12 protein-coding genes are annotated in these 17068 nt (G+C 61.8%); 7 read left to right on the top strand and 5 right to left on the bottom strand.

What is annotated here, in order from left to right; all coding sequences use genetic code 11:
- Positions 1 to 79: 79 nt before the first annotated feature.
- A complete protein-coding gene (locus tag B0G76_RS05010) occupies positions 80 to 307 on the top strand; it encodes a sulfurtransferase TusA family protein (RefSeq protein WP_120296207.1) in 228 nt (75 codons plus the stop codon).
- A 267-nt stretch (positions 308 to 574) separates the two neighbouring features.
- Here B0G76_RS05010 and galU read toward each other — a convergent pair whose 3' ends face one another.
- Entirely contained in the window at positions 575 to 1456 is an 882-nt protein-coding gene (gene galU / locus B0G76_RS05005; protein ID WP_120290572.1) for a UTP--glucose-1-phosphate uridylyltransferase GalU, read from the bottom strand.
- Positions 1457 to 1529: 73 nt separating this feature from the next.
- On the bottom strand, positions 1530 to 4409 hold the full coding sequence (locus B0G76_RS05000) for a valine--tRNA ligase (RefSeq protein ID WP_120290570.1): 2880 nt from the start codon (positions 4407 to 4409) through the stop codon (positions 1530 to 1532).
- A 355-nt stretch (positions 4410 to 4764) separates the two neighbouring features.
- Between B0G76_RS05000 and B0G76_RS04995 the strand changes: the two genes are divergently transcribed.
- Positions 4765 to 5928, top strand: coding sequence for an IS110 family transposase (locus B0G76_RS04995; RefSeq protein ID WP_120290568.1), 1164 nt, complete (start codon positions 4765 to 4767; stop codon positions 5926 to 5928).
- Positions 5929 to 6463: 535 nt separating this feature from the next.
- Here the strand turns inward: B0G76_RS04995 and B0G76_RS04990 are convergent.
- The 3 genes from B0G76_RS04990 to B0G76_RS04980 are packed head-to-tail and all read right to left on the bottom strand — an operon-like array spanning position 6464 to position 9394.
- Positions 6464 to 7504, bottom strand: coding sequence for a Gfo/Idh/MocA family oxidoreductase (locus B0G76_RS04990; protein ID WP_120290566.1), 1041 nt, complete (start codon positions 7502 to 7504; stop codon positions 6464 to 6466).
- Positions 7504 to 8520 (bottom strand): inositol 2-dehydrogenase, encoded by a 1017-nt coding sequence (gene iolG / locus B0G76_RS04985; protein WP_120290564.1) that lies wholly within the window; start codon positions 8518 to 8520, stop codon positions 7504 to 7506. Before iolG ends, B0G76_RS04990 begins: the two co-directional genes overlap by 1 nt.
- Positions 8513 to 9394: a MurR/RpiR family transcriptional regulator gene (locus B0G76_RS04980; protein ID WP_120290563.1), complete on the bottom strand. Its 882-nt coding sequence runs from the start codon at positions 9392 to 9394 to the stop codon at positions 8513 to 8515. Before B0G76_RS04980 ends, iolG begins: the two co-directional genes overlap by 8 nt.
- A 277-nt stretch (positions 9395 to 9671) precedes the next feature.
- Here B0G76_RS04980 and B0G76_RS04975 point away from each other — a divergent pair, with 277 nt between their 5' ends.
- The 5 genes from B0G76_RS04975 (at position 9672) to iolD (ending at position 17063) form a co-directional block, all read left to right on the top strand.
- Positions 9672 to 10718, top strand: coding sequence for a sugar ABC transporter substrate-binding protein (locus B0G76_RS04975; RefSeq protein ID WP_120290561.1), 1047 nt, complete (start codon positions 9672 to 9674; stop codon positions 10716 to 10718).
- 224 nt (positions 10719 to 10942) lie between these two features.
- Positions 10943 to 12124: an ABC transporter permease gene (locus tag B0G76_RS04970; protein WP_120290559.1), complete on the top strand. Its 1182-nt coding sequence runs from the start codon at positions 10943 to 10945 to the stop codon at positions 12122 to 12124.
- 13 nt (positions 12125 to 12137) lie between these two features.
- A complete protein-coding gene (locus B0G76_RS04965) occupies positions 12138 to 12962 on the top strand; it encodes an ATP-binding cassette domain-containing protein (protein ID WP_120296206.1) in 825 nt (274 codons plus the stop codon).
- Between the two features lie 67 nt (positions 12963 to 13029).
- Positions 13030 to 15096, top strand: a complete 2067-nt coding sequence (gene iolC, locus B0G76_RS04960) for a bifunctional 5-dehydro-2-deoxygluconokinase/5-dehydro-2-deoxyphosphogluconate aldolase (RefSeq protein ID WP_120290557.1) — start codon at positions 13030 to 13032, stop codon at positions 15094 to 15096.
- The gene (gene iolD / locus B0G76_RS04955; RefSeq protein WP_120290555.1) at positions 15093 to 17063 is read left to right on the top strand and encodes a 3D-(3,5/4)-trihydroxycyclohexane-1,2-dione acylhydrolase (decyclizing); all 1971 of its coding nucleotides are present in this window, start codon (positions 15093 to 15095) and stop codon (positions 17061 to 17063) included. Before iolC ends, iolD begins: the two co-directional genes overlap by 4 nt.
- Positions 17064 to 17068: the final 5 nt, after the last annotated feature.

Genomic DNA, 17068 nt, shown 5'->3' with positions numbered 1-17068 from the left:
CCCCCGCCTGCTGTAGAATTTGACCCTCTGTCCGGCGTCGCGCAACGACGCCCCCTCCCGAAGGTCATCGTCGATGCAAATTCAGATTCACAAGGAAGTCGATGCGCGCGGGCTGATGTGCCCGCTCCCCATTTTGCGCGCCAAGAAAGCGCTCGCCGACATGGAAAGCGGCCAGATTCTCAAAGTGCTTGCCACCGATCCCGGCTCGCAGCGCGATTTCGCCGCGTTCGCCAAGCAAACCGGCAACGAAATCGTCGAAAGCTCAGTACACGACAAGATTTTCACGTTTCTGATGAAGCGACGCTGAAATACGCGTATCAAAGCTCGCGTGTGAAGAAAACCTCACGCACCGAGTCACGCGCGACAAGAGGCGTCCCCGGTGAGAGACGCCCCTGGCCAACCACTCCTGGCCGCGCGCCCCGTAGGCAGGCTCCACTAAACGGTGTTCCTCGGCCCCCCAAAACAAAAGGCGCTGTACCCGCAAATCCGGGACACAGCGCCTTTTTAACGTCTGACTGACGTGTATCAACGAGAGGCTAACAGCGCAAGGAATTCTGCGCGACTACCCAGTTGCTCAGCCTTCCAGCACCGGCGAACGGGTACGCAAATACTCTTCGAAATCCGCTGCCACTTCCGGGTGACGCAGCGCGAACTCGACCGTCGCCTTCAGATAACCCAGCTTGCTGCCGCAGTCGAACCGCGTGCCGTGGTACTTGTACGCCAGCACCTGTTCATCGGCGAGCAGCGATTGAATCGCGTCCGTCAGCTGCAATTCGCCACCCGCGCCCGGCTTCAGCGCGCGCAGATGTTCGAAGATCCGCGGCTTCAGCACATAGCGGCCCACCACGCCGAGATTCGACGGCGCAACAGTCGGCTCCGGCTTTTCGACGATGCCCGACATCTTGATGATCGAGTCTTCCCACTCCTTGCCGTCGACGATGCCGTACGACTTGGTCTCCGCCGCCGGGATCTCTTCCACGCCGATCACCGAGCTGTGATAGTGGTCGAACACCTCGATCATTTGCGTCATCACGGGCGGCGTGCCGTACAGCAAGTCGTCCGCGAGGATGACGGCGAACGGGTTGTCGCCCACCAGCTTTTCGGCGCACATCACCGCATGGCCGAGGCCGAGCGCTTCCGGCTGACGCACGTAGAAGCAATCCACATGACTCGGCTTGATGCTGCGCACCAGTTCCAGCAACTTTTGCTTGCCACGCGCCTCGAGTTCCGCCTCGATTTCGTATGACTTATCGAAATGGTCCTCGATCGCGCGCTTGCTGCGGCCCGTGACAAAGATCATTTCAGTGATGCCGGCCGCCATTGCCTCTTCCACCGCGTATTGAATCAGCGGCTTGTCGACGATCGGCAGCATCTCCTTCGGGCTCGCCTTCGTGGCAGGGAGGAACCGGGTGCCAAGACCTGCTACTGGAAAGACTGCCTTTGTAACTTTTAGCATGTGATTACCCTGAATCCTCTGGTTTAGCATTTGATCCGCGCCAGCCCACAATGGGGCGGACACGGAGCGTCGATCAGGCTGGCAAACGAGCCAATTGGGCCTTCAGCTTGCCGATAGTCATTTCGAATTCTGCCAGTCTTTTCTGCTCCTGCTCAACGACCGTCGGCGGGGCCTTTGCAACAAAGCTTTCATTCTGCAACTTGGCATTGCACTTGGTGACCTCGATGCCAAGCCGCGTAATCTCTTTCGACAGACGCTCGCGCTCCACAGCGACGTCGATTTCCACCTTCAGCACTAGCTTGTCGTTGCCTACGATAGCAATTGGCGCGCCATCTGCTTGCGCATCCAGAGTTGCCTCGTCGGTCATGATCCGGACCTCCGACAAACGCGCCAATGCCTGAGCGTACGCAGCGAAGGTGCGCAAGCGCTCCGCGTTGCCAGTAGCGAGCAACGGCACCTTGACCGCCGGCGACAGATTCATCTCGCCGCGCAGATTCCGGCACGCATCGATCACTGCCTTCAGGTCGGCCGCCCATTGCTCCGCGTCTTCGTCGATCTTCGACGGTTCTGCAATGGGGTAGGGCTGCACCATAATGGACGCCTCGCCCTCGGCTTTGCCTTCGGGGTAACGGGCCGCCAATGGCGCAACTTTTTGCCACAACGCTTCGGTAATGAACGGAATCACCGGATGCGCGAGGCGCAACACCGTCTCGAGTACGCGCAGCAGCGTGCGGCGTGTTGCGCGCTGCTGGTTCGGCAGACCCGTCTGGATCTGAACCTTGGCGAGTTCGAGATACCAGTCACAGTATTCGTCCCACACGAACTTGTATAGGGCGTTGGCCACATTGTCAAAACGATAGTCGGCGAAACCCTTGGCGATTTCGGCTTCCACGCGTTGCAGGCGCGACACGATCCAGCGGTCGGCCGCCGAGAAATTCAGGTGGCCGTCCGGGCCGCACTCGCCGCATTGCTCGGGTTTGCCGAAACCGCAATCGTGGCCTTCGCAATTCATCAGCACGAAACGGGTCGCATTCCACAGCTTGTTGCAGAAGTTGCGATAGCCTTCGCAGCGCGCGAGGTCGAAGTTGACGTTGCGGCCGAGCGTGGCCATCGACGCCATGGTGAAGCGCAGCGCATCCGTACCGAACGCCGGAATGCCGTCCGGGAATTCCTTGCGGGTTTTCTTTTCGATCGACGCAGCCTGCTTCGGATTCATCAGACCGGTGGTGCGCTTGGCAACCAGCGCGTCGAGGTCGATGCCGTCGACGATATCGATCGGATCGAGCGTATTACCCTTGCTCTTCGACATCTTCTGGCCTTCGGCGTCGCGCACGAGACCGTGCACGTAGACCGTGTCGAACGGCACCTTGCCCGTGAAGTGCGTGGTCATCATGACCATGCGTGCGACCCAGAAGAAAATGATGTCGAAGCCAGTGACCAGCACCGACGAGGGCATGAAGTGTTTCAGCTCAGGCGTTTCGGCTGGCCAGCCGAGCGACGAGAACGGCACCAGTGCCGATGAGAACCACGTGTCGAGCACGTCTTCGTCGCGCTTGAGCGAGCCCGTGTAACCGGCCTCGGCGGCCTTCTCGCGCGCGCCTTCTTCGGTCTTGGCGACGAAGATTTCACCGTTTTCGCCGTACCACGCCGGGATCTGATGGCCCCACCAGAGTTGGCGCGAGATACACCAGTCCTGGATGTTTTCGAGCCACTGGTAGTACGTGGTGCTCCAGTTCTCCGGCACGAATTTGATTTCGCCGCTGCGAACCACGTCCAGTGCGGTTTCAGCGATCGATTTGCCCGGATTGAAGGTGCCTTCCGGCGCCGGCTTGCTCATCGCGACGAACCACTGGTCCGTCAGCATCGGCTCGATCACGACGCCCGTGCGGTCGCCGCGCGGCACCATCAGCTTGTGCGGCTTGACCGATTCGAGTGCGCCGAGCGCTTCGAGGTCCATCACGACCTGCTTGCGGGCTTCGAAACGGTCCAGACCCCGGTATGTTCCCGGCGCGTTGTCGTTGATCTTCGCGGCGAGCGTGAGGATTTCGATCATCGGCAGCTTGTGGCGCAGGCCGACCTGATAGTCGTTGAAATCGTGTGCGGGCGTAACTTTGACCACGCCGGTGCCGAATTCGCGATCGACGTAGCCGTCGGCGATGATCGGGACTTCGCGGCCGGAGAGCGGCAGCGTGACGGTTTTGCCGATCAGGTGCGCGTAGCGTTCGTCTTCCGGATGAACCATCACGGCGGTGTCGCCGAGCATGGTTTCCGGGCGCGTGGTGGCGACCGTCAGATGGCCGGAGCCGTCCGTGAGCGGATACTGGATGTGCCAGAGGTGGCCGTTTTCTTCTTCGCTGACCACTTCGAGGTCGGAGACGGCGGTAAGCAACACCGGGTCCCAGTTCACGAGGCGCTTGCCGCGATAGATCAGACCCTGTTCATACAGGCGTACGAACACGTCGCGCACGGCGGCCGACATTTTGTCGTCCATCGTGAAATATTCGCGCGACCAGTCGATCGACGCGCCCAGTCGGCGCACCTGATTCGTGATGGTCGAGCCGGATTGCTGCTTCCATTCCCAGACGCGTTCGGTGAATTTTTCGCGGCCGAGATCGTGGCGCGAGACGCCTTGGGCGTCCAGCTGGCGTTCGACGACGATTTGCGTGGCGATGCCCGCGTGGTCCGTGCCCGGCACCCACAGGGTGTTTTCGCCGAGCATGCGGTGATAGCGGGTGAGGCCGTCCATGACCGTCTGGTTGAACGCGTGGCCCATGTGCAGGGTGCCAGTGACGTTCGGCGGCGGGAGCTGGATCGAGAAGTCTTTTTTGTTCTCGTCGAAGCTTGGCGCCGCGTAGGCGCGCTTTTCCCATTCGGGGCCCCAGTGGGCTTCGATGGTGTGGGGCTCGAAGCTTTTGGCAAGCGTAGAGGTGGTGTCGCTCGGGGTCTCGCTCATTTGTCGGTCTGCTGGTGGATGCGGAGAATGCTCGATTATAAGGGGCGCTGCGCGCGGGGGGCTTTGGGGGGCGGTTTTTGCCTTCGCGGCGCTTGTCTGTGTTTTTATGGTGTTGGCCTTTCCTTGATTTGTTAGTGGTTTATTAGTGTTGCCCCTGTGCGGGGCAATGCTCTCAACTGAAATGACTTTCCGTGTCAATCGGGATCGGTTTTCGTTTTCCATCCATAGGTGCGTGAATTTCCTGAGGGCGACGTAGCAGTAAGTCTCGACGGTGGATCACACTTCTATGAAGCGAGGCCCTCGACAAGCTGAGGCCTAAAATTAGCGTGCTGAGGTTTGTTCACAGGAGAACATCATGCGTACCGATCAGGCATATACGGGTAGTGGCGACGTACCGGTGCTGGCAGTGTCGCTGGAACTCGCGGCGGCCAAATGGAAAGTCGCGCTTCACGACGGCCGGCGCGAGAAGCCGGCCGTGCACACGGTCGCACAACCGCAGGCCGCGGCGCGTCTGCAGGCGGTGCTGGACCTGATCGAGGCACACAAGGAGAAGTGGTCATTGCCGGCAGACGTGCGAGTCGTCGTGAGCTATGAGGCAGGGCAGGATGCGTTCTGGATCTGTCGCGCGCTGCAGCGTCGACACATCGAGTGCTATGTTGTCGATCCGGCAAGCATTCCGGTCGAACGCCATCAGCGGCGCGCCAAGACCGACCGGCTCGATGTGATCAAGCTCGTCATCAACCTGCGCGCGTGGCTGCGCGGCGAGCGCGACCCCATGCACGTGGTGCACGTGGTGCACGTGCCGTCACCGGAGGACGAGGCATCGCGCCAGTTGATGCGCGAGCGCGGGCAACTGCAGAAGGAAGTCCTGCAGCACCGCGACCGGATGCGCAAGCTGCCGGCCACGCTCGGCTGCTGGGATGCGGTCGATCACCGGACCTTCGCCGGCCGGCTCGAGCGCGAGGAGGTGCGCTGCCACGACGGTGCGCCGTTACCGTGCGAGATGCGTGAGCGGTTACTGCGCGAGTGCGAACGGCTGGCACTCGTCGAACAGCAACTTGCGGCGCTGGAGAAGACGCGACAGACAAACGTACCGGCACACGCGCGCCAGCGTTGCGATGCGCTGGCGCGCCTGCAGGGGATTGGCGAAGTAGGCGCTTCACGCCTTGCCCTCGAACTGTTCTGGCGGGACTTCAACAACCGCCGCGAAGTCGGCGCGTGCGTCGGGCTGGTGCCGCAGCCCTACGACAGCGGCGAAAGCCAGGTCGACCAGGGGATCAGCAAACAGGGAAACCGGCGGGTACGCGCGCTGCTGATCGAGATCGCATGGACCTGGCTGCGCTACCAGCCTGGCAGCGCATTAACGAAATGGTTTGGCCAGCGCACACAGGGCACGGGGCCGAATCGACGCGCGCGACGCATCGCCATCGTCGCGGTAGCGCGACGTCTTGCCATTGCGCTGTGGCGTTATCTGAAAGACGGAGTCATTCCCGAAGGCGCGCACCTTAAGTCAACCTAAGTCGCCTTCAGGTTCGCAGCATGGACGTACAGGCTTGGCCAGGCAGAGACGTAGCAAACACGGTTGGAGTGAACATGCCCGTGATCACGCTGGGTTGCAGAAGCAACCGAATATTTTCAGATGGGGCATGTTCCCGGAAATGACTCCGGCGTAACGCGCATGCAGGATGAGGCTGGTGACACGCCAGCGGATAGAAGGTGGTGAGATGCTGGTTATTCTCACGAGCGCAACGGCGACTTCAGTCCAAACACGGAGACATGTTATGAAAATTTCGGCGAAGTAATCTTGACAGAATTTCGCTCATAGAAGTGTGATCCACCGTCGAGACTTACTGCTACGTCGCCCTCAGGAAATTCACGCACCTATGGATGGAAAACGAAAACCGATCCCGATTGACACGGAAAGTCATATCAGTTGAGAGCATTGCCCCGCACAGGGGCAACGCTAATAAACCAATAAGAAATCAAGGAAAGGCCAACACCATAAAAACACAGACAAGCGCCGCGAAGGCAAAAAAACCTAAGACCTCTCTTAACTACAAAACAACAGCCTCCCCACTCTGCAGCGACTGCCGCAACGCCATCCCAATACGAGTCGCTTCAAGCGCATCGGCCATCGTGGCGCCTGCTTGCGCATTCGATGCCGCACCGCCCTGCACCGCCGCGACGAAGGCCCTCGCCTCATACAAAAACGCGTCCTCAAACCGATCAAAGAACGTCGGCGTACATTCATTCCGAACGCCTGTGGCATCATAAATCTCAACGCGATTCGCCCGCGGATTATGGCCTATGGCCAACGCCCCAGAAGTCCCAATCACTTCGCTATTCGTATCATTCCCATGCGCCTGCGTCCTCGACGCATAAAACATAGCAAGCTTCCCGTCCTCGAACTCGCAGATTGCCACGCCATTATCGACGTCGCCGAATTCACACAGCCCCTCGTGCAATGCAACCGCGCCCGCCGCAAACACGCGTTTGGCTCGTGGCTTCCCAAGCAACCATCGCGCGACATCGATATCGTGCACGGTGCAGTCCAGAAAAATGCCACCCGAGGTTGCCGCGAAACGCACGAAAAAACCATCGGCATCGTTTTGGTCAGTAGTCTGCGAGCGCACAAGAAAAGGCCGGCCGATCACACCAGACTGAATCTTGTCGAACGCATCCTTATAGCTCGGATCAAAACGCCGCATAAAACCGATAGTCGCCTGCAAATGCGGATAACGTGCGGCCTCGGCCAATACCCGCTCGCACTCGGCAAGATCCAACGACAACGGCTTCTCGCAGAACACATGTTTGCCCGCACGCAACGCGTCAATAATCTGCTGCGCGTGCAACGACGACGGCGTGACGAGCCACACCGCATCCACATCGCGATCGGCGAGCAGATCCGCGTAATCGTCGTAAAGACGCGGTTCGGGCAGCGCCTCGCGCGCCCACGCCCGCTCCTCGTCCACCGGACTGCAAGCGGCCACGAGCGCCGCCCCCGGCACGCGATACGCCAGATTCTCCGCGTGACGCTTGCCCAAACGCCCCAAGCCCACCACGCCCAAACGAAGCCGCCCAGCCGTCGCCTTCATCACAATGCCTCACCCAATTTCACCGCGCGGCCCTCGCGCCACGAGCGCGTCGCGGCATCGGCGAGTTCGAGCGCTTTCAGGCCGTCGGCGACGGTGGTTCGCACCGGCTTGCCGCGCGTCACCGCGTCGAAGAAATGCGCGATTTCCAATGCGTACGCCGCGCGATAACGCTCGAGGAAAAACGCCTCGGGCACGTCGCTCGATACTTCGGTTTTCGAATATGCAGTGACTTCGGTGGGCCGGACGTTGCCCGCCTGCAGCATGCCGGTGCTGCCAAGTACCTCGAAGCGCTGGTCGTACCCATAGGCCGCACGCCGCGCGGTGTTGATCTGGCACAGACGGCCGCGCTTCGTGCGAATCGTCACCGCGGTCGAATCGATATCGCCCGCTTCGGCAATCACCGGATCGGAAAGACAACTGCCAGTGGCGTGCAGCGTGTCGGCCTCGTCGTCGAGAATCCAGCGGAAAATGTCGAAGTCGTGAATCAGCATGTCCTTGAAAATGCCGCCCGAGTGCTTGATGTACTCGACCGGCGGTGCGCCCGGATCGCGGCTCGTCACCACGAGCATTTCAGGCGTGCCGATTTCACCCGCGTCGATGCGTGCTTTCAACGCGGAAAAGGTCGGATCAAAGCGACGCTGAAATCCGATCATGCAAACCACGCCCGCACATTCCACCGCCTCGGCACAGGCACGCGCCCGCTCCAAAGTCAGATCGACCGGTTTTTCACAGAACACATGTTTCTGCTGCGCGGCCGATTTCACGATCAGATCCGCGTGCGTGTCCGTGCTCGAACAGATCACCGTCGCGCCGATCGACGCATCGCCCATCGCGCCATCGATATCCGCAACCTGCGCGCCATGCTCGACCGCCAGCGCCGCGGCCGCCTCGCGATTCACGTCGACCACATACTTGAGCCGCACGCCCGGTTGCCGCGCCAGATTCGCCGCATGAATCTTGCCGATGCGTCCCGCGCCGAATACGGCTACGTCAATCGTCTTTACTGCATCAGTCATCGTATCCTCCAGTGTCTTTGGATTCTTCAACGTTCAGTTCGAGCTTGTACGCAAGCGCGATGAACAACGCCTGGCACAAACAGATCGTGCTGGTCAGCGAGCGGAACGCAAACGCGCTGCCCTCTTTCACATACAGTTGGGTGGTGGCATAACGCGCCAGCGGAGATAGTTGGCTATCCGTAATAACCAGTGTCTTCGCCTGGTGATGATGCGCGACACGAAGGCAATACTGCGTTTCCTTGCCATACGGCGCAAAGCTGATCGCGATCACAACGTCGCCCTTCTTCACGCTGCGAATCTGTTCGCGGTACATGCCGCCGAAACCGGACACCAGATGCACGCGCTTCGGCGTGTGCTGCAAAGCGTAGACGATGTAGCTCGCCACCGGAAACGAACGCCGCACGCCGATCACGTAGATGTTGTCGGCCTGCTGCAGCATCTTCACGGCGGCGTCGAATTGCGCGTCGTCGAGCCCGGCTTCGAGTTCTTCCAGCCCACCTCGTGAGGCCGCGATGAATTCACGTGCCACCGCGCCGCCGGATAACGCACCCGGTTTCTCGTCGATCAGCTTGCGAATCCGCTGCTGATAACTCGGCGACGAAGTGCCCTGGCCCGTATAAGCCTGGCGGAACACGGCCTGCAGATCGGAGAAGCCGGAAAAACCGAAGCGCTGCGCAAAGCGCACCACCGCGGACGGATGCACGCCGCAGCTTGTGGCGATGTCGCTGGTGCGATCCACCATCACGCTCGATCGATGCTGCTCGATATACGTCGCGACGTTTTTCAACTGACGCGGCAACGCTTCGTAGTTTTCCGCGATGCGTTGCATCAATTCTTCGACGCTCGGCAAGTCTTCTGTGCTCTCTTCCGCCATGGCTCTCTCTTCGTTGCTTTATTGCAGTGCGCAAAGCGTTTTCAGCGCGTGCCGCACAGTGTCCTGACGTTGCCGATTATAGGCAGGCGCCCCAGCAAATGGAATGTATTTTCCATTTTTATTTGCCATGAAATTTTCATTGCAACGCTAGAGAAGATGGCCTAATCTTGTTCGTGAGCGATGGTGCATCGGCTGACGTATGCCGCAACGCACGCAATCGGAAGGCCGCCCGCCAGACGCTCCCTTCAATAACGACAGACCGAGAAAGGTGGAGACAATGAGACTTTGCAAGGGCAAGGCTACGCTCAGGATTCTGGTGACGGCATTGACGTTGGCGACGGGATTCGGTGCGGCGTCGACCGCCCGCGCGGCTGACGCGCACTTCGTGCTGATCAGCCACGCGCCGGATTCCGATTCGTGGTGGAACACCATCAAGAACGCCATCAAACAGGCCGACGAAGATTTCAACGTCGAGACCGACTATCGCAATCCGCCGAATGGCGACATCGCCGATATGGCACGCCTCGTCGAACAGGCGGCGGCGCGCAACTACGACGGCGTGATCGTCTCGATCGCCGACTTCGACGTGCTCAAGAGCGCGATCGCCAAGGTCACCGAGAAACACATCCCGCTCGTCACGATCAATTCCGGCACTGAGGCGCAAAGCGCGCAGCTTGGCGCACTCATGCACGTCGGCCAGCCTGAATACACCGCGGGCAAGGCAGCGGGCGAAAAGGCGAAGGCAGCGGGCATCAAATCGTTCCTGTGCGTCAACCATTACGCGACCAACCCGGCTTCGTTCGAACGCTGCCGCGGCTTTGCCGAGGCGATCGGCGTCGACTTCAAGTCCTCCACGCTCGACGCAGGCCAGGACCCGACCGGCGTGCAATCGAAAGTGAGCGCGTATCTGCGCAATCACCCGAACACCCAGGCGGTGCTCACCCTCGGTCCGTTGTCGGCAGCGCCGACGATCAAGGCGCTGCAGCAGATGGGCCTCGCCGGCAAGGTCTGGTTCGCGACCTTCGACTTCGACAGTGACATTGCGAAGGGCATCCAGGACGGCACGATCCAGTTCGCGATCGATCAGCAGCCCTACCTGCAAGGCTATATCCCGGTCGCCGTGCTGGCCATCGTGAAGAAGGAACACACCACGGATCCGGCGAAGATCCGCCAGATCCTGGAGGCCAATCCGAAGTTCCAGCAACGCCTCGCCACCTATGGCCTGGCACCCGCCTATGGGCCGCGCAATATCGGTTCCGGCCCGGGCTTCATCACCAAGGCCAATATCGACAAGGTGGTCAAATACGCCGGGCAGTATCGCTAACGCATTTCGCTGGAAGTGCGGATACGGGAAATCCGTTCCGGCAGGTATGAAGAAAGTGGAAGCGGCCGGCCGCCACCGGCTCGGCCGCCCCACGCCTGCGTTCGTCACGTTTTACGTGCATTACGCGCTATAGGGGCCGATTGCGGTCCGCTCGCGGTCCAGTTCCGGGCCGCGATAGCAACCGCCACCAACCGCCACCTCAAGGCGCATCAAGGAGAGCTTCAATGGGCGTAGCCAACCCCTTTCATCCCCATCCCCGCAAGCAGCCCGCTTCCGACACTCCGGCGGCATCAGCGTCGACGTCCAGCGGTGCGCCCGCAGCGGCCGATGAGCGCGTGCGCCAGGAATCGTGGTTCCGGCATCTGCTGAACCGTCCGGAATTCGCCGCCCTCGCCGGCACGGTGATGGTGTTCCTCGTGTTCGGCATTGCGGCCGGCAACTCCGGCATGTTCAACCTCGACGGGGTGATGAACTGGTCGCAAGTGGCTGCCTATCTTGGCCTGATCGCAGTCGGCGCATGCCTGCTGATGATTGCCGGCGAATTCGATCTGTCGATCGGTTCGATGATCGGTTTTTCGGGGATGATGGTCGCGCTGCCCACAATGTACTTTCATTGGCCGATTGCCTTGTCGATCGTGTTTGCGTTTGCCGGATCGATGCTGCTCGGCGCACTCAACGGCTATCTGGTGATGCGCACGCGCCTGCCGTCATTCATCGTGACGCTGGCATTTCTGTTCATCCTGCGCGGGCTCACGCTGGCCCTGTCGGTCATGTTCGCCGACCGCACGATCATCTCCGGCGTGGGCGACGTCGCCGCTCACGACTGGCTCGCCCATACGCTGTTCCAGGGTGTCGCGTTCAAGGGCCTGTTCGTCTGGCTCGGCCACATTGGTGTCGTCAAGTTGCTCGACAACGGCAATCCGCTCGTGCCGGGCATTCCGAAAGTTCTCCTCTGGTGGTTCGCGCTTGCCGCGGTCTGCGCGTTCACCCTCGCCAAGACCCGCTTCGGCAACTGGATTTTCGCGGTCGGCGGCGACGCCAATGCGGCGAAGAACGTCGGTGTGCCGGTGCGTCGCGTGAAGATTTCGCTGTTCGTGCTGACCGCGTTCTGCGCGTGCCTGTTCGCCGTGCTACAGGTGTGCGACATCGGTTCGGCCGCGGCCGACCGCGGCCTTCAAGCGGAATTCGAAGCCATCATCGCGGCGGTGATCGGCGGCACGCTGCTGACCGGCGGCTACGGCTCGGTGATCGGCGCCTGCTTCGGCGCACTGATCTTCGGCGTCGTGCAGATCGGCATCACTTACACGAACGTCGACTCCGACTGGTTCCGCGTGTTCCTCGGCGTAATGCTGCTGATCGCCGTGCTGTTCAATCACTATGTGCGCCGTCGCGTCGCGCAGTCGTAACGAGGAGACGACCATGTCCGATACGAATACCGTCAACACCGCGGCTGAGGCGCAGGACGATCTGATCCTGTCGCTCGAAAACGTCAGCAAGTACTTCGGCCAGGTCATCGCACTGAGCGGCGTGACCTTGCATCTGAAGCGCGGTGAAGTGCATTGCCTGCTCGGCGATAACGGCGCGGGCAAATCGACGCTGATCAAAACGTTGGCCGGAGTGCATCAACCCTCTTCCGGCCAGTATCTGGTCGACGGCAAACCCGTGCTGTTCGACTCGCCGAAAGACGCGCTCGATCTCGGTATCGCTACCGTCTATCAGGATCTCGCGCTCGTGCCGCTGCTCTCCGTGGCGCGTAATTTCTTTATGGGCCGCGAGCCGCAAAAGAAACTGTTCGGTTTCCTGACCGTGATGGATCTCGAAACCAGCGCGACCACCGCACGCGAAAAGCTCGCCGAAATGGGCATCAACGTGCGCGACCCGCATCAGCCGATCGGCACCATGTCCGGCGGCGAGAAGCAATGTCTGGCGATCGCGCGGGCGATTCACTTCGGCGCGCGCGTGCTGATTCTCGACGAACCGACCGCCGCCCTCGGCGTCAAGCAGAGCTTCAACGTCCTGAAGCTGATCCACACGGCCCGCGCGAAAGGCATCTCGGTGATCTTCATCACGCACAACGTGCATCACGCGTATCCAATCGGCGATTCGTTCACGCTGCTCAATCGCGGCAAATCGCTCGGCACGTTCACGAAGGACACCATCAGCAAGGATGAAGTGCTCGACATGATGGCCGGCGGCGCCGAAATGCAGAAGATGATCGGCGAACTCGAAGGCGCGACGATCTGATTCATTCGCGCGGGTCGGCGGCGCTTCGCTGCGCCTCACGCCCGCGCTCAGTCATTCAGGAATATTCATGGATCATTCCAGCACATCAAGCGGAACTGAGAACGCGAACGGCAACAGTCCCGCGTCGGCTTCAGCGGCAAGCGCCAGCCGTTTCGCGCCGGGCCGCAGCCGCGACATCGTCTGTCTTGGCCGTCTTGCCGTCGATCTGTACGCGCAGCAAGTCGGCGCTCGGCTCGAAGACGTGTCGAGCTTCGCGAAGTATCTCGGCGGGTCGTCGGCGAATATCGCGTTCGGTTGTGCGCGGCTCGGGCTTGCCTCGGCGATGCTGGCGCGCGTCGGCAACGATCACATGGGCCGTTTTCTCACCGAGACCTTGACGAAGGAAGGCTGCGACGTCAGTCATGTCCGCGTCGATCAGGGGCAGCTGACCGCGCTCGTTCTGCTCGGCCTGAAAGATCGCGATACGTTTCCACTGATCTTCTATCGTGAGAACTGCGCGGATATGGCGGTGGATGAAGCGGATTTCGACGAGGCGTACATCGCGTCCTCGAAAGCACTGCTGATTACCGGCACGCACTTTTCGACCGAGCAGGTGAATCGCACGAGCCGCCGCGCACTGGATTACGCGCGGCGCAATAACGTGCGCACCGTGCTCGATATCGATTATCGCCCTGTGTTGTGGGGTCTCACGGGCAAGGCGGATGGCGAAACCCGCTTCGTCGCGAGCGAAGGCGTGACCGCGCATCTGCAGCGCATTCTGCCTTTGTTCGATCTCGTGATCGGCACCGAAGAGGAGTTCCGCATCGCCGGCGGCAAACCCGAACTCGTTGACGCACTCGCGATGGTGCGTGCCGTAACGCCGGCCACGCTGGTCCTGAAGCGCGGACCGATGGGCTGCCAGATCATCGACGGCAAAGTGCCCGCCACGCTCGACTATGTGCCGGTTCACGGCGGAGTCGAAGTGGAAGTGTTGAACGTGCTCGGCGCGGGCGACGCCTTCGCCTCGGGCTTTCTCTCCGGATGGTTGCACGATCAATCGCTCGAAGCGTGCGCGCGCGCGGCCAATGCGAGCGGCGCGCTGGTCGTCTCGCGTCACGGCTGCGCGCCCGCGATGCCGACGCCCGCCGAACTCGACTACTTCCTGCGCGAAGCGAAAGCCGATCCGCAGCGCATGCGCCGCCCCGACCGTGACGCGACACTCGCCCGCCTGCATCGCGTCTCCGCTGCCCGCAAACAATGGGACGAAGTACTCGGATTCGCGTTCGACCACCGCAACCAGTTCTTCGAACTCGCCCAGCAGACCGGCGCCGACGAAGCACGCATCGCGCACCTGAAGGGATTGTTCGTCGAAGCTGTCGCGCAGACGGAAACCGCCTTAGGCTTGCAAGGCCGCATCGGCATATTGAGCGATGACCGCTACGGTCAGGACGCCTTGAACGCCGCCACCGGCCGCGGCTGGTGGATCGGCCGGCCGGTCGAGCTGCCGGGCTCCGTGCCGCTCGTGTTCGACCACGGCCGCTCGATCGGCACGACGCTGATCGCGTGGCCGCAGGAACACATCGCCAAGTGCCTCGTGCAATTTCATCCCGACGAACCGGTCGAACAACGCCTCGAACAGGAAGCACAATTGCGTGCGCTTTACGACGCGACACAAGCGAGCGGCCACGAATTGCTGCTCGAAGTGATTCCGCCGAAGCACGCAAATCTCCCGCAGGCGCCGGACGTCGTCTATCGCGCGTTGAAGCGCTTGTACAACATCGGCATCTATCCGGAATGGTGGAAGCTCGAACCGATGGACGCCGCCCAATGGCAAGCCGTCGATGCGCTGATCGCCGAGCGCGATCCGTACTGCCGGGGTGTGGTGCTGCTCGGTTTGTCGGCGGCAGTCGAGCAATTGGACGAGGGCTTTCGCGCGGCTGCACAATCGGCGACGTGCCGGGGCTTTACCGTGGGCCGCACGATTTTTCACGAGCCGAGCCATGCCTGGCTCGCCGGTGAAATCGGCGACGACGAACTGATCGCGCGCGTGCGCCGCACGTTCGAAACGCTGATCGCGTCGTGGCGTGCGACGCGTGGAGCAGCGAGCGTGCAACCCACCACGGCGAGTCATGCACATCAGGAGCAGGCGGCATGAACCAGCGCGTATTGCATCATGACGCGGCGTCCGCCAACGACGCCACTCAGGCACACGCACCATCCGGCACCGTCCGCTTGACGACCGCGCAGGCGCTCGTTCGTTACCTCGCGGCACAACGCGTCGCGACCGAAGACGGCAGCGGCACCGAGGCGCTCTTTGGCGGCGTGTTCGCGATCTTCGGGCACGGCAACGTGGCCGGCATGGGCGAAGCCTTGTATCAGCATCGCGAAGCGTTGCCCACCCTGCGGGCGCACAACGAACAGGCGATGGCGCACAGCGCGATCGCCTACGCGAAGGCACATTTCCGTCGCCGCATGATGGCCGTTACGACATCGATCGGACCCGGCGCGACCAACCTGATCACCGCCGCTGCGCTCGCGCATGTGAACCGTCTACCCGTGTTGCTGCTGCCCGGCGATGTGTTCATCTCGCGCGCGCCCGATCCGGTGTTGCAGCAGGTGGAAGATTTCCATGACGGCGCAGTCTCCGCCAACGACGCGTTCAAGCCGGTGTCGCGCTACTTCGATCGGATCGTGCATCCGGCGCAGTTGCTCAATGCGTTGCCGCGCGCGTTGCGTGTGATCACCGATGCGGCGCTATGCGGTCCCGTCACGCTCGCATTGCCTCAGGACGTGCAAACGCAGGCATGGGATTTCCCGGTTGATTTCTTCGCGCCGCGCGTCGTCACGTTTCACTCGCCTGCACCGCGCGCCGAAGAGATCGACGCGGCGGTTGCCCATCTGCGCCGCGCGAAGCGTCCGCTGATCGTCGCGGGCGGCGGCGTGCTCTATGGCCGCGCGACCGATGCGCTGCACCGCTTCGCCGCCGCGCATGGTATTCCGGTGGCGGAAACGCAGGCCGGCAAGGGGTCGCTCGCTTGGAACGATCCGTTGAACGCCGGCGCGTTGGGCGTAACCGGCTCGCCGGCCGCCAACGCGCTCGCGCACGATGCAGACTGCGTGCTGGCGATCGGCACACGCTTGCAGGACTTCACCACCGGGTCGAACACGTTGTTCACGCAGGCCAACGTGATCGGCATCAACGCGAATCCGTTCGACGGCATCAAGCATCGCGCGCTGGCGGTTGAAGCCGACGCACGTCTTGCACTGGATGCGCTCGCCGAACCGCTACAAGGCTGGCACGCGGAGCGCGCATGGACCGCGCGCGCGCACAAACTCGCGGCGAGCTGGCGCGATACCGTGAGCACCCTCACGCATGCGCCGCAACGCGACACCGTGCTGCCGTATGAAGGCGACGTGATTGGCGCGGTGCAGCGTTCGAGCGCACGTTCCGCGATGGACGACATCGTCGTATGCGCAGCGGGCACCTTGCCGGCCGAATTGCACAAGCTATGGCGCGCCGGCAAACCGGGCGCGTATCACGTCGAATACGGCTACTCGTGCATGGGCTACGAAATCGCCGGCGGCCTCGGCGTCAAACTCGCTCGGCCCGCGCGTGAAGTGATCGTGATGCTCGGCGACGGCGGCTATCTGATGATGAACAGCGAGATCGCGACCTCGGTGATGATCGGCGCGAAGCTGATCGTGGTGGTGCTCGACAATCGCGGCTACGGCTGCATCAACCGCTTGCAGCAGGCTTGCGGTGGCGCGCCGTTCAACAACCTGCTCGAGGACTGCATGCAGGGCCCGCTCGGCGCACCGAAGATCGACTTCGCCGCGCATGCACGTGCGCTCGGCGCGCAAGCCGAGCACGTTGCGAATATCGCCGAACTTGAAAGCGCGCTGCAACGTGCGCGCGCGGCCGATCGCACCTACGTGATCAGTATCGACACCGACCCTGCCCGCACCACGGACGACGGTGGCTGGTGGTGGGAAGTCGCCGTGCCCGAAGTATCCGCGCGCGACACCGTGCGCGCCGCCCGTTTGCAATACGACGCGCAACTCGCAGCCCGTGCGGCGCCCGCCGAACCTGGCGAGCGCGCCGGTCACATCGACAACGAATGAGAGGA

The organism is Paraburkholderia sp. BL23I1N1 (genome assembly GCF_003610295.1).
In the GTDB taxonomy this organism is placed as follows: domain Bacteria; phylum Pseudomonadota; class Gammaproteobacteria; order Burkholderiales; family Burkholderiaceae; genus Paraburkholderia.
The sequence above is the reverse complement of the archived record's forward strand: the minus strand, read 5'-3'. Positions and strand labels throughout refer to the sequence as shown.